Source organism: Pseudomonas sp. LBUM1679, assembly GCF_059695565.1.
The window spans coordinates 1975487-1987936 of record NZ_CP166774.1; the positions used below are offsets into that span (position 1 = coordinate 1975487).

The window sequence follows — 12450 nt, forward strand, 5'->3', positions numbered from 1 at the left end:
CTGAACGAGCGTGCACCGCACGTTAAGATGTTCGAAAACGCATGTAGTGTGGTGACTGACATGAACCGTGAAGCTGTGAAAAGCAACCATGCCGAAGGCATTACTTTTGACACCCATGTGATCGCCAACCCAACCAATCCAAAGGAGTGGATCGTGTTCTTCAAGAAAGAAGCTGGAACGAGTTTTTTCTTGGTTGATGGCAATGAAGAAGTCGAGTCTTTCGGGCAGTTGGATGACTTGGTAGCCGAGCTACGAGACTTGGGCCTCAAGACCGCTGAAATTCATTTTTAACTCCTGGCCTAGTCCCTGGAGGCATGATCGTGTCAGTGAAAGTCGAGCATTAGTACAGACATGGCGAAAAGCTCTGTACGTTTTTGCATCCAAGAGGGTGGATTGAGCATCAAGGAGTTTGGTCTGCCGAGCCAGGGCAGCTTCATACTCCTGCTGCGCTCTGAGCTTCCGGCTGTCAGTCACCTTGAGGACATAGGGAACACCAAATCCAGTAACGAGCGCTCCGAGCAGAAGAAGCACGAGACTCTGCTGGAAATCAGGATCGTCGAACATGTCGTCGCACTCCCTAGTAGGCGCACCGGGTTCCAGAGACGCCTAACGCTCAGCATCAGCAGCCGCCGTCCGCTGCATGCTGTTGTTAGGTGCCAGATCTTAATCACACCACCCCATCCTTACTCGACAAGCCATCCTGATAAAGAGCTCTTTTAGGACACCAAGGTACGACAGTGCCCGCAGCTGGCTACTGAAAGCGGTTGCTTAAGATTTGCTACATCGAAGGAAAGAGGCTTGGGATCTGAGGGGGAGGCGAACGGCATTGGTACGAAAGTGGTACAAGAAATTCAAGGCGACACTGGAAGCCTTTATTTATGGGGTTTTAGAGCTTAGTGCTGCCAATCCATCATTGGGGCCACGCTGAAGCGTCTCGACACTGAAGAGCCCGTATTTACTGGGTATATAGCTGTTTTGTGTACCATTGTGCTCTACGTGTTTTCGGTGTGTTTTACGGCGTTTTTGGGCGTATTTTGTATGTCGGTGGTGCGATGTGCGTACCACTTTCGATATGGCGACTATCAGGGCAAGAAAACTGGCAGATGGGATGGTGAACTACTCGGCTCAGATCCGCATCAAGCGCAACGGAGTGCAGTTTACCAAGAGAGCCAGACCTTCGCCCGAAAACAGGCCGCCCAAGCTTGGGTTCGAAAGCGAGAGGCCGAACTGGATCAGCCGGGCGCGATTGAGCGGGCAAACCGCCAAGGCGCCACGGTTAAGGAAATGATCGATCGCTACTTGATTGAGATGGAGAAAGTTAGGCCGTTGGGCAAAACCAAGCTCGGGACGCTCCAAGCTGTCCGTGAGTCGTACTTTGGTAAGTTGAACGACCAAAACATCACCAGTCAGCAGCTAGTGGAGTATGCGCTTTGGCGTATGGGCAAAGAGGGTGGAGGCGTCAAGCCACAGACGGCCGGTAACGATCTCGCGCACCTGGGCGCAGTGCTTTCGATTGCACGTCCTGCTTGGGGGTATGAGGTTGACCACCCACGCCATGAGCGATGCCCGACGGGTGTTGAAGAAGCTGGGGTACAACATGCGAAGTCGTGAGCGCGACCGACGTCCCACTCTAGATGAACTCAACAAGCTATTAACGCACTTTCGGGGTATCCAGGCCCGTCGCCCAACGTCAATCAACGTGCTCAAGATGGCTGGGTTTGTATTGTTCTCAACCCGCCGACAGGAAGAAATCACCCGGATTCAATGGGCAGATCTGGATGAGGTCGGCCAACGTGTGTTGGTACGCGACATGAAAAATCCCGGCCAAAAAATTGGTAATAATGTGTGGTGTCATTTACCACCAGAGGCGTGGGCCATTATTCAAACTATGCCGAAGGCGCTACCTGAGATATTTCCGTACAGCGCAGAGTCTGTATCCACTTCGTGGACCAGGGCTTGTCAGATACTTGGCATCGAGGATCTGCACTTTCATGACCTGCGCCACGATGGCGTTAGCCGGCTTTTCGAAATGGACTGGGACATTCCTCGGGTAGCGAGTGTGTCGGGGCATCGAGATTGGAACTCAATGCGGCGTTACACTCACCTACGCGGTCGAGGTGATGCATACGCAAAATGGGAGTGGCTGGAGAAGATCCACGAAGGCCAATACCGCAAAAAAAGCATTGGGGATTCGCAAGTACGGCCAAGTGAACGCGTTACGTCTGGCCTTGGAAGAGCGTTCAAAATTTCTGACGACGCTCTCTTCGACGCAGTATGAGGTGCTGGTACCGTTGCTCACTGAGGCGCAATACGAAATGATCAAACAATTGGCCAGCTATGTTCCTCTTCCAAAAGTATCTGGTTGACAGCTACTGGCGTAGCAGCGCCAACCAAAACCGGCTCCTCCGTAATCACCCGTTTGGGTGGCGGGGTGATTTTTTTTTGCCCTTCAGTCTGCTTGCTCCACCTCCTTCCCCTCGATTTCACGCATGATGCTACGAGTAACTCGTAGGGGCTTTTCAATCTGCGGGAAGTACGTTTGCATCTGTAATGAACACCTGCGAGTAGCTTCTAGGGGCTTTCAATCTGATTGAGGCACACGGAAACCTACGGCACGCACCTGTGAGTAACCTGTAGGTCGCGATAGATCCTTTGTTTCCACCTGCCAGACTCAAGGAGGGCACCTGTGAGTTACGCAGGGGTGCCAGACTTTTGACGTCCGTGCGCGATGGCGCAGCAAATGGTTTCCTACGATCAAAGCACAGGCGATATCATTTTAACGGCAGCCTAAAATGGAGGCGATTTTCCCAAAAGTTCTCGTAGCACGAACGAGATTTTTGGTCGCAGCAGCACTGTTTCGCGACATCTGGGAATATGTCTGAGGAGTAGAAGAAGTCTCGCATTTTTAGCCAATACACCCAACGTGATAAAGATGCCGGCGCAGGGAATTCAGAATCACCGAATAGCGTCCGGCGCATTTCTTCTTCCGTCAATTTTGTATTTATATCATTTCTCAGAGAGGCGTTATGTATAACTTGACCGATTCTATCAGCATGGCCGGACTCTGTAGTAAAGCGTCGCTGGGTCAGACCTGAAGCGGTTGAGGAGGGCCAGCAGATACCGGTGAGCGTCAGCGTCTCGCCATCTACTGCCTGTCGTGGCGGGCAGCTGTCGACCCAGGCTGTGTGAAAACGCACTGAATACGTCGAAAGCTGAGAGTTGTGTGCGTTACCTACGAAACCAGCAGGCGAAAGCGCGAATTGCCCTAGTCAGCTACATAGGCGTTCGTAATGCTGTTTGGGCCGCGTCAGCGGCACAAACAGCCACTCACGGACGATCAAGCAGCTGGATTCACGCCCTGATCGCCTCAAGCAGTCCTGCGATACCAAAGATGCTCATCATTCGCTTGAGGTTGTAGGCGAGCACATGAAGGCTCATCTCAGTGCTCACCCTCGGTAGGGTTTTGGTCAGGAAGTGGGTACTTCCCATCCAGTACTTGAGCGTTCCAAAAGAATGTTCAACGGTCTGTCGACGAACCCTCATCATCGCTGGATCATGTTCTAGCCGAACCTGCATCGCGTCGACTACAGCCTCATGTTCCCAGCGCTTCACACGGCGCTCCTTACCAGTCGTACATTGCTTTTGCATTGCGCAGGACTGGCAGCCCGAGTAGTAGTAACAATGCAATAACATGCCGTCTTCCATCGACGAATACCGCCTGGTTAGTAACTGCCCCGCAGGGCATCGATACTCGTCCGACGCAATAAGATAGATGAAATCCTGCTTGCCGAATCTGCCTTCGGCTTTGCTGCCAGATGTGAGGGGTTTCGGTACGAAGGCAGTGATGCCGGCTTGCTCGCAAGCAAGGATTTCCAGACCTTTGTAATAGCCTCGGTCGGCCACCACCGTTAGCGATTCAGCCTCGATTTCTTCACGCGCTTGGCTCGCCATATTGCTCAGTTGCCCACGATCATTACCAACGTTGGTCACTTCATGGGCAATGATCAGATGGTGTTTGTCGTCGACAGCTGTTTGTACGTTGTAGCCAACCGTTCCGGTGCCTCGGCCGCTCGTGGCCATTGAGCGTGCATCTGGGTCTGTGAGGGAGATCTGCTGGTCTGGACTTTCGTGGAGCTGCGCCTCGATTTCCTTGAGTTTCTGCATCTGCTTTTTCAGTGTTTCTATCTTTTCTTTAAGCCGCTCTGCTTTGGCCTCGGCCACTTCGGGCGTTGCCCGATCCGCCGAATCCATCGCCGCCAGATATCGATCAATGCTCTGCTCGATCTGCTGCATGCGTGCCTTCACCTTGCCCTGAGTGAAGTTGCGGTCGCGATTATTGACGGCTTTGAATTTGCTGCCGTCGATGGCGATGATCGATTGGGAGAAGAGATTGAGGTTGCGACAAAGAACTACGAACTGGCGGCATACGCTGCGAATGGCTTTGCCGTTGTCTTTGCGAAAGTCGGCAATGGTTTTGAAGTCCGGAGCCAAACGCCCCGTTAGCCACATCAACTCGACGTTGCGCTCGGCCTCTCGCTCAAGTCGGCGGCTGGATTGAATCCGATTGAGATAGCCGTAGATATAGATCTTCAGCAATGTCGCTGGGTGATAGGCCGGACGACCAGTTGCGGCAGGATGGACGCCCTCAAAACCAAGTGCGCCCAAGTCGAGTTCATCGACGAAAACATCGACCACGCGCACTGGATTTTCTTCGGCTACGTAATCGTCCAGACACTCCGGCAGCAAGGTGACTTGCGTCCGAGCCTCACCTTCAATAAATCGCTTCATGATCGCCCCCGCTACGATCTCGACGATCAGAAGATTAGACAATTGCGGGAGTTTTCACACAGCCTGGACCCGAAGCTGCCTGTCAGCACAGGCGGAAATCGGCCAATTGCACACATGCGATGTGTCTACAAAACGCAGGGCGATTCATAACTCTCAAGAACAACCGAACCCACATTCAAAATTTTGGTTGCAGATTTTTGTTGAAAACCCCTCAAGTCAATAAACCGTCAATATCCAACAATTGAAATAACTGAAGAGGCTTTGATTTGCGGAAAAATCGTAGGTGCATTCTTCCCTGAATAGCACCTAACTTTTACTTTCAAGCAGATTCGTTTACAAAGCTACCAAAGTCTTGGGCATCTTCAGAGTCAACAACATCCTCGAAGGGCCCCTCATTTAGCTTAAGCATTCTCGATCGGTCATTATCATCAACAAAAGCTTCAGATATAGCCTCCCTCACATCTTTTTTGAGATTAACGAACTCATTCCATTCATCTTCAAGTCTCTCATATAATCGAATACTGTACTGATATTCGTAATACGCACGATCAACACGCAGTAGGCATACAGTTTTACGTTGCCAAAGCCCCTTACCGGAACCTATAACCTTAACGTCGGTAATGCCCGCAGACTCAAGTACCTCGCTCCAAGTATTCGCCTCATTGAGAACCTTGATGTGATCCATAATTGGCAGGGCCCAGATAAAAGTCACCACCTGCCGAAACTGAACCGCAGCCTTAGCAATCTCCCGGGTATCCGGGGTTGCAATGGAGGCTAGCACAGCGGTCTTTAAGTCCTCCAGACGCTCTGAAAAATCTTGGTATCGTGTCACTTCGCTCAAGCGCTCTTTACTCTCGAACAGCAATCGCTGAAACAAGTGAGCCCACTGAGCAGTCAAATTACTACGAATATCCTCTAATCTAGAAAACGGTGCAATGCTATTGTTTTGTACCCTATGCCCCAAATAATTAATGAACTCGAAAATGTATTTTGCAGTCTCATTCTTTTGAATTGAAGGGAACTTAATCTTATCAATAATCTCTTTGTTACTTTTGTTTTTTTCATAAACAAGATGGTCATGGTACACCTTCTCATCGACAAAAGCATAAATAGGGATACCATTCTCAATCGCCTTCAAGACCTCAAGCTGCGTGATTGAGAATTTTGAGTCACCAGGTTCAAACAAGGTTGAACTATTACTTGTCTTTGCCAAGGCATCAAAGTCTAGACACTCAAGAGCTGCATCCACAGCAGCTCCGCCAAATCTCTGGCCCAAAATCAGGACCAAAACATCACAATTCACAACCGCATTAACGCAGCTAACATGAGTATGAGAGCGAGGATCATATAATATGTCCGAATATTCACTCATGATTGGCTCATAGCCGTACATCGAGATGAAAGGCCGCAACTCCGACCTCAGCAGCCCCAAATCAAAACATGTCGACGAAATAAAAACTCGAGGTCTGGCCATCTTTTCCTTGACATCCTTATAGACAATTCAAAAAACCTGATTGCAATTTGCCAGCAAACGGCTATCGAGTCCAGATGGGCTAGGCTCTGTACGAAAAGTAATGTCTTAGACACCGCCGTCAGCAGGCCAGGGTAAGTAATGTCACTGGCTTGTGGAGCCAGCGCGTTAGCGTGGAACCACAGCACATTGCTAGGCGCGCGGTTTCTGGCGGGCTTTGGGGCAGCCATAGAAGCTCCTTAGCGAGCGACCGCTCCTGGCCGTTTTTCAGCGGTCGCCACAGGCAAAAAACGGCCAGAAGCAGTCATTCATGCAATCTAAAAACGCACGACTGGATGTATTCACTGATTCACCTTGGGGGGACAGGATGGGATACCTTGTTGACCCCGTTACTCATTGCCCAGGGAGAGCACTGTGATCTCGGAAAATGCGACTGAAGCTGCGTGGCTAGGAATTGACACCGTTGCTGGCCCATAACTTGGCCAACGGTGGGGACGACGCCCATGAAACATTTGCTCTGTTTCATTGGCGAGCTGTACGGGAAAGTCGCAATGGCGAAACGTCAGGTTTTCGGGGCTGGAGAGGACGAGCCTTATCCGGTGCTGGTCCCTAATTAGGGACCTAAGTGATACAGTGAATACACGTATTCATAGGAGGCTCTGACATGGCCACTTCCATTCGCCTGGCTCCCGAAACCGAGCAACGCCTCGATTTTTTGGCCAGCAGCACCGGGCGCACCAAAGCGTATTACCTGCGCGAAATCATCGACCATCGCCTGACCGACCTGGAGGACTACTACCTTGCGGCGGAAGTCCTGGAGCAGGTTCGTAAAGGCCAAGAGGTCGTGCATTCAGCTGCAGGCGTAAGGAAGTCTCTTTGTCTGGACGATTGATTACGCCGACACGGCCAAGACCCTGCTGCGTAAGCTGGACAAGCAGGCGGCCAAGCGCATCCTCGATTTTATGGATGAGCGGGTGGTTGGGCGGGATGATCCGCGCAGTACGGGCAAGGCGCTCACTGGCCCATTGGGTGGGCTATGGCGTTATCGGGTCGGCGATTTTCGGATGATTTGCGACATCCCGGACGGCGCGCTGCGGATTCTAGTGGTGCAGATTGGAAATCTGCCGTGAGGTATACCGGTAAGCAAATAATTTGCCCTGCTCCTGACATTAATTTCATGGCGCCAGGACGCTGCCGACAAACCACGACTATCGTTAATGGTGAGTGTTTAGTTAAAACCCCACGTATTCAGTTGAGAGTAAGTGCATGCAGTCGATAAGTCTTGAGGCCGTTATTGCGATTACCGAGCAGAGTAAGCGCACGTGGTGGCGAAGAATGGCGGAACAGCAAGTGCAACGACTGGCTAAGGATGCTGCTGGCCGAACCACGGTGGTGTTCGACGACATATTGAAAGATGTGTGTATACCGCTGAATGTTGACGACAAAGAACTTATTCTGCGGGCGGACGCGGGTCATGCAGAAGCGCAAAGCGAAGTCGGCCAATTGTTCCTGGCGGCCGACAAGCCAGAAGCGGCGGTATATTGGCTACGCGCCGCTGCAGGGCAGGGATATGCCGATGCCATGCAGCTTCTGGGCGGGTGTTACTCGTCGGGTACAGGGGTGCCTAAGGATGTGTATCTGAGCCTCATGTGGATTGCCAAGGCGGCCGCCGCCGGCCATGTCGTGGCTTTGTCCCAGGTCGCCGGGCTTCTGGCTGTCCATAAGTCGATGGCACACTGATTCGTGTGTCATCGACCGAATGGCACACCTGCAGGTGTGCCAGCTTCCGATTAACGACTATTGTGCAATTGGCAGCCCCGATTAAAGCGGCCATTTCCCATGGCACAGAACTTGCTTTGATAAAAATTAAAGCTACGTTTTTGACGGCTACGTCTAACACTTTTGCTGTTCAATCCCAAGGAAATGATATGAAAAAGGTCCAACAAGGTTTTACCTTAATCGAACTGATGATCGTGGTGGCGATCATCGGTATTTTGGCGACTATAGCGATTCCTGCCTACAACTCTTACATAGCTAAGGCCCAAATTACAGCAGCTTTGGCGGAAACAAATCCGGGAAAAACCGCTGCTGAAGCGAAAATTCTTGAAGGATTTACGACCACACTTACATCTCCTGCTGATGTGAATTTGGTCGTGTCAGACCGCTGCACAGCGTATACCGTATCTGTGGCCGCCTCTGGTGTCTCTTCTATTGCCTGCACAATGGCTGGGGGTAAAGATGTATCGGGTCTGAAAATTACTTTGAGTCGTACTGCTGATGCTGCTGGAGTTCCTGGAGCTTGGAGCTGTGCTACAACGGCATCTAAGAGTTACGCACCCAAAGGCTGTCCAGGTGTGTGAATCGCCTAGCCCTCGTAGAGGTAGGTTGCCGTTAAGTGATTTTGGCGCGTAACCCGGTTACGCATAACGGGGTTTATGGTAAATCCTGAGATGATCCTCCCGCTTGGCTTTGCAAGCGGCAGGGCCTACGGTTGCTAGCTAGCCTTGCACAAGTGAATTCCAGGCCGCTTGTGCAAGCAAGGTACGTCGATGTAAGTGGGTACTCTCACTTAGCTCGTCGCCTGGCATTGAACCGCATTCGGTTACCGCGGGTCACCCTCGATCCGACCTTTGCGTGGCCAGAAGTACATTTCGGCATGAGAGGTGCGTCGGTGGGGAGGGGGTACTCGGGATTGCGTAGGTGCAACCAACGCGCCCTAGAAAGCGGCGATAGCCGCAGGGGAGAGGAACGCTAGCGGGCCCATCAGCGTCGAGGTGATTTCAGTTTTTTATGCGCGGTGTAGTTTGATCAGCATTTTTTGCTGATCCAGTAAAAAAAGCGCGCTCTAGAGGGCGCGCCTTCCTTTATCCCCGCAGGATACCTTTCGATCCCACGAGTCCTTCAGACTATCTTCAACCCTTCAAACGGGTTCCACCCTTGCGAGCCTTTTACCTGTTTCAGGTAATACGCATAGTTGGCGCTCAACCCATACATCAGTGCGAAGACGACGTTCAGGCCGCTGCCCAAGGCATTGGGCAATTCATGACCCAGGATTGTAAAGATCAACGACAGGCTGAAGCTGACGACAACGATGATCGCTAGCAGTGCCAGGTTCTTTTTCCACAGACCAAGCACGAAAAGGTAAATCGGTCCGAAGAAAATCGCGATGAAGTTTATATTGATCAGCATGCGCTTGCGGGTCGGTAGCTCTTTGAGCGCCGAACCGAAGGTGGGGTTTTTGGGGCTGCCGTGCTGATTGAAAAAAGCGAAACGCTCTTTCCATTTCGGGCTGGCATCGTGGGTTTGCAATTCATCCGTGTTGCTCATGTTCTGTCCTTTTTGGGGCGTTGCCCGGTCGAAACATCGACCAGGTTTTCCTTCAGTGTGTTTGGCAAGGCGTTTTTTTCAGGTTGCACGCCAGTGGCCGATGTGGCGACTTGAGTCTCCGGCAGCGTAGGAAATTTCACAAGCCATTATGTTCAGCCGCGAGGAGGCTTGGGATCAGAGGGGGGACACATAAGAATAAATCTGTCGCCGTTTCCGCACGATCAGAACGCAAAACCTACCAGCCATTGCTGGTGGTGCTGCTTTGACGTCGACTGCGTGGCAACAATGGATTGCCGACCGTCACAAACAGCAGTTATAAGGGTGAATGGTTAATGGCGGCCTGCTATTACCCTGTAACCACCTGAACGAAGGAGCGCTGACATGTCGACCACCAAGAAGCTGGCCCTGATGATCGCTGCGCTGTACTTCTCGAGCTTCGCCCAGGCCCGCGAGCTTGAGGTTGCCACGGGCGGCGCGACCGTGACCATCAATGGCATTACCTACACCGGGAAAAACATCAGCGTTGACGGCAACCGGGTGGTGGTCGATGGCGTTGAGCAGACTGTGCCAGTGACGGGGCCGGTCAGCGTCGTTGTGAACGGTAACGCCACCTCCGTTGAAACGGCCGCTGGCAGGGTTCAGGTCACCGGCAATGTCGGCAGCGTCCGCACCATGAGTGGCCATGTCGACAGTGGTGATATCAATGGCGATGTCACTACCATGTCGGGTGATGTGAGTTGCAAGGTTCATACGGGCGACACTAAAACAGTCTCCGGCAACATCAGATAGTCAGCCGATGGTGTCCGCATGAACAGGGTAAGGTGAGCAGTTGAACTAAAAATTGACCGTTTGGTCAGGATGGTTAGCTGCTCTTCTCCCAATACGAGGATCCTACCATGCGCACATACACCCTGGAATACCTGTTCAACGGCGAGCCCCGCACACAGCTGTTCGAATTAAAGCAGCCTCAGCTGCCCGTGCATGAGGCGGCGATGCACCTGCTGCAGCTGCATTTTGGCGATGCAGAGAACAGCCTGATCATGCCCACCGCGGACGCGACGCCGGAGGAGATTTTAGAGCAGGCTGAGCGGGTAGGGCTGACGCAGATCAAGGTCGTCGATCAGCCCGGTTGAGGCCAGCCTAAGGCACCGCCAACCACTGCCCCAACACCTTCTGATAATTCCCCGTCACCTTGGCCAGATGCAGCCACTGATCGACATACAACTTCCAGCTGATGTCATCCCGCGGCAGCAGATAGGCCTTTTCCCCATATTGCATGAACCGGGTTGGATTGACCGCGCACAAACCGGGTTTGAGTTTCTGCTGGTACAGCGCTTCTGACGCATCGGTAATCATCACGTCGGCTTTCTTGTCCAGCAGCTCCTGGAAGATGGTCACGTTGTCATGCAGCCGCAATTGCGCCTTGGGCAGGAAGGCGTGGACAAAGGCTTCGTTGGTGCCGCCGGCCGGTTCGACCAGGCGCACTGAAGGCTGGTTGATTTGCTCGATGGTCTGGTACGACGCCTGCTCTTCGCAGCGCACCAGTGGGATCTTGCCGTCGACATCCAGCGTGGTGCTGAAGAAGGCTTTTTTCTGGCGCTCCAGCGTGACCGAGATCCCGCCGACAGCGATGTCGCATTTGCCCGCCAGCATGTCGGGCATCAGGGTTTTCCAGGTGGTCTGCACCCACTCGACCTTGACGCCGAGGCTGTCGGCCAGCGAGCGGGCCATGGCGATGTCGATCCCCGAGTATTCGCCGTCATCGGCTTTGGAGGTATAGGGTTTGTAGTCGCCCGTGGTACAGACGCGCAGTTGGCCTTGTTGCATGACGGTGTCCAGGTGCGATGGGCTTGGTGCTGCCTGAACGCCGGTGGATAGGGCGAGCAGGCCACCGAGCATCATCGCGGTTTTGATTTTTTTCATTGTTATTGGGCTTTGGATTGGAATGTCGACGGAGTGTAGTGAATTGGTTTGTCGACTTGAAGGAGTGGATACTCCCGCTCGCGCTAAGGCAAGATCAAAAGATCGCAGCCTCGCTTCGCTCGACAGCTCCTACAGGGGGGCGTGAATATGGAGCCGGGCCTGCACGCCGGTGAGTCGAACAATCCACGGAGTGTTTATTGGCGGGTCGTCGACCTGGACGACGACGCGACAGTAGCGCCACCGCAATTGATATACGAAGAAGACTTCAGCCAGCGCTGGTCCGGATAGTAAGAGAACAGCAACTGCCCATCCTTCATCGAGTCGATCAGCTTGTGCGCAATGGCCGGTCGTACCGCCGGGCAACCCAGGCTTCGCCCGATTCGCCCGTTCGCCCGTGCAAGGACGGGGCTGACATAAGGTGCGCCGTGGATAACGATCGCCCGGTCAAACGCATTGTCATTGAAACCCGGCTCCAGTCCTTCCATGCGCAACGAGTAACCGTTCTGCCCGACATAGCTCGCCTGGGTGCGGTACAGGCCGAGGCTGGTGGCAAAACTTTCGTTCTGATTGGAGAACTTGACCGCCATGTTCTCGCCGCTGTTGCGACCGTGGGCCACCAGTTCGTGGAACAGCAACTTGCGCTTCTTCAGATCGAATACCCACAGCCGCTGTTCGGTGGAGGGCAGTGAATAATCGATCACTGCTAGTCTTTGCACCGGGGCTTTGCCTTGGGCGATGCTACATTGGGAAGCGCGTACCGCCAGTCCAATGACTTTGGCATTGGCCTGGGGAGCCGCTTTGATCAGCGCGGCTTCAAGCGAATCGGCGTAGGCTGCCGATACTGGGATGGAGGTCAGCATCAGGGCCGTGATTGCAATGCCAAAGCGGTCTAGCGCCATATTCGGGTCTCATTAGATAGTTTCGAGTCTAGCAGTGTGTGG

12 protein-coding genes and 2 pseudogenes are annotated in these 12450 nt (G+C 52.9%); 9 read left to right on the forward strand and 5 right to left on the reverse strand.

All coding sequences use genetic code 11. The features are described from left to right. Window positions 1-60: 60 nt before the first annotated feature. Together ACA062_RS09075 and ACA062_RS09080 are read left to right on the forward strand one after the other, a co-directional pair. Window positions 61-291, forward strand: a complete 231-nt coding sequence (locus ACA062_RS09075; protein WP_497456083.1) for a hypothetical protein — start codon at window positions 61-63, stop codon at window positions 289-291. Window positions 292-1072: 781 nt separating this feature from the next. Next, window positions 1073-2278 (forward strand): annotated as a pseudogene (locus tag ACA062_RS09080) (tyrosine-type recombinase/integrase). Between the two features lie 1073 nt (window positions 2279-3351). Here ACA062_RS09080 and ACA062_RS09085 read toward each other — a convergent pair. Then, window positions 3352-4788, reverse strand: coding sequence for an IS1182 family transposase (locus ACA062_RS09085; protein WP_497456084.1), 1437 nt, complete (start codon window positions 4786-4788; stop codon window positions 3352-3354). Between the two features lie 319 nt (window positions 4789-5107). Beyond that, the gene (locus tag ACA062_RS09090; RefSeq protein ID WP_497456085.1) at window positions 5108-6262 is read right to left on the reverse strand and encodes a DUF4062 domain-containing protein; all 1155 of its coding nucleotides are present in this window, start codon (window positions 6260-6262) and stop codon (window positions 5108-5110) included. A gap of 411 nt (window positions 6263-6673) precedes the next feature. Here ACA062_RS09090 and ACA062_RS09095 point away from each other — a divergent pair. The 5 genes and pseudogenes from ACA062_RS09095 to ACA062_RS09115 all read left to right on the forward strand — a co-directional run. Next, window positions 6674-6827 (forward strand): annotated as a pseudogene (locus ACA062_RS09095) (GNAT family N-acetyltransferase); the annotation flags it as partial. A 96-nt stretch (window positions 6828-6923) separates the two neighbouring features. Continuing rightward, entirely contained in the window at window positions 6924-7151 is a 228-nt protein-coding gene (gene relB / locus ACA062_RS09100) for a type II toxin-antitoxin system RelB family antitoxin (RefSeq protein WP_497456086.1), read from the forward strand. A 58-nt stretch (window positions 7152-7209) separates the two neighbouring features. Beyond that, the gene (locus tag ACA062_RS09105) at window positions 7210-7389 is read left to right on the forward strand and encodes a type II toxin-antitoxin system RelE family toxin (protein WP_497457387.1); all 180 of its coding nucleotides are present in this window, start codon (window positions 7210-7212) and stop codon (window positions 7387-7389) included. 136 nt (window positions 7390-7525) lie between these two features. Then, window positions 7526-7999 (forward strand): tetratricopeptide repeat protein, encoded by a 474-nt coding sequence (locus tag ACA062_RS09110; RefSeq protein ID WP_497456087.1) that lies wholly within the window; start codon window positions 7526-7528, stop codon window positions 7997-7999. Window positions 8000-8187: 188 nt separating this feature from the next. Further along, window positions 8188-8619, forward strand: a complete 432-nt coding sequence (locus ACA062_RS09115) for a pilin (RefSeq protein ID WP_497456088.1) — start codon at window positions 8188-8190, stop codon at window positions 8617-8619. A gap of 541 nt (window positions 8620-9160) precedes the next feature. On the opposite strand, the gene ACA062_RS09120 is transcribed toward ACA062_RS09115, so the two are convergent. Next, window positions 9161-9586 (reverse strand): DUF2628 domain-containing protein, encoded by a 426-nt coding sequence (locus tag ACA062_RS09120; protein WP_497456089.1) that lies wholly within the window; start codon window positions 9584-9586, stop codon window positions 9161-9163. Between the two features lie 381 nt (window positions 9587-9967). Between ACA062_RS09120 and ACA062_RS09125 the strand changes: the two genes are divergently transcribed. Both ACA062_RS09125 and ACA062_RS09130 read left to right on the forward strand, forming a co-directional pair. Beyond that, window positions 9968-10375 (forward strand): hypothetical protein, encoded by a 408-nt coding sequence (locus ACA062_RS09125; protein ID WP_497456090.1) that lies wholly within the window; start codon window positions 9968-9970, stop codon window positions 10373-10375. A 107-nt stretch (window positions 10376-10482) separates the two neighbouring features. Beyond that, window positions 10483-10719 (forward strand): hypothetical protein, encoded by a 237-nt coding sequence (locus ACA062_RS09130; protein WP_497456091.1) that lies wholly within the window; start codon window positions 10483-10485, stop codon window positions 10717-10719. A gap of 7 nt (window positions 10720-10726) precedes the next feature. On the opposite strand, the gene ACA062_RS09135 is transcribed toward ACA062_RS09130, so the two are convergent. Then, on the reverse strand, window positions 10727-11509 hold the full coding sequence (locus ACA062_RS09135; protein WP_497456092.1) for a transporter substrate-binding domain-containing protein: 783 nt from the start codon (window positions 11507-11509) through the stop codon (window positions 10727-10729). A gap of 194 nt (window positions 11510-11703) precedes the next feature. Continuing rightward, a complete protein-coding gene (locus ACA062_RS09140; RefSeq protein ID WP_497456093.1) occupies window positions 11704-12408 on the reverse strand; it encodes a murein L,D-transpeptidase catalytic domain family protein in 705 nt (234 codons plus the stop codon). Window positions 12409-12450: the final 42 nt, after the last annotated feature.

What these genes read in the sequence shown, in the direction of transcription:
- ACA062_RS09075 (WP_497456083.1), top strand. Translation starts at nt 61, where the DNA reads ATGAACCGTGAAGCTGTGAAAAGCAACCATGCCGAAGGCATTACTTTT.
- ACA062_RS09085 (WP_497456084.1), bottom strand. Translation starts at nt 4,788, where the DNA reads ATGAAGCGATTTATTGAAGGTGAGGCTCGGACGCAAGTCACCTTGCTG.
- ACA062_RS09090 (WP_497456085.1), bottom strand. Translation starts at nt 6,262, where the DNA reads ATGGCCAGACCTCGAGTTTTTATTTCGTCGACATGTTTTGATTTGGGG.
- relB (WP_497456086.1), top strand. Translation starts at nt 6,924, where the DNA reads ATGGCCACTTCCATTCGCCTGGCTCCCGAAACCGAGCAACGCCTCGAT.
- ACA062_RS09110 (WP_497456087.1), top strand. Translation starts at nt 7,526, where the DNA reads ATGCAGTCGATAAGTCTTGAGGCCGTTATTGCGATTACCGAGCAGAGT.
- ACA062_RS09115 (WP_497456088.1), top strand. Translation starts at nt 8,188, where the DNA reads ATGAAAAAGGTCCAACAAGGTTTTACCTTAATCGAACTGATGATCGTG.
- ACA062_RS09120 (WP_497456089.1), bottom strand. Translation starts at nt 9,586, where the DNA reads ATGAGCAACACGGATGAATTGCAAACCCACGATGCCAGCCCGAAATGG.
- ACA062_RS09125 (WP_497456090.1), top strand. Translation starts at nt 9,968, where the DNA reads ATGTCGACCACCAAGAAGCTGGCCCTGATGATCGCTGCGCTGTACTTC.
- ACA062_RS09130 (WP_497456091.1), top strand. Translation starts at nt 10,483, where the DNA reads ATGCGCACATACACCCTGGAATACCTGTTCAACGGCGAGCCCCGCACA.
- ACA062_RS09135 (WP_497456092.1), bottom strand. Translation starts at nt 11,509, where the DNA reads ATGAAAAAAATCAAAACCGCGATGATGCTCGGTGGCCTGCTCGCCCTA.
- ACA062_RS09140 (WP_497456093.1), bottom strand. Translation starts at nt 12,408, where the DNA reads ATGGCGCTAGACCGCTTTGGCATTGCAATCACGGCCCTGATGCTGACC.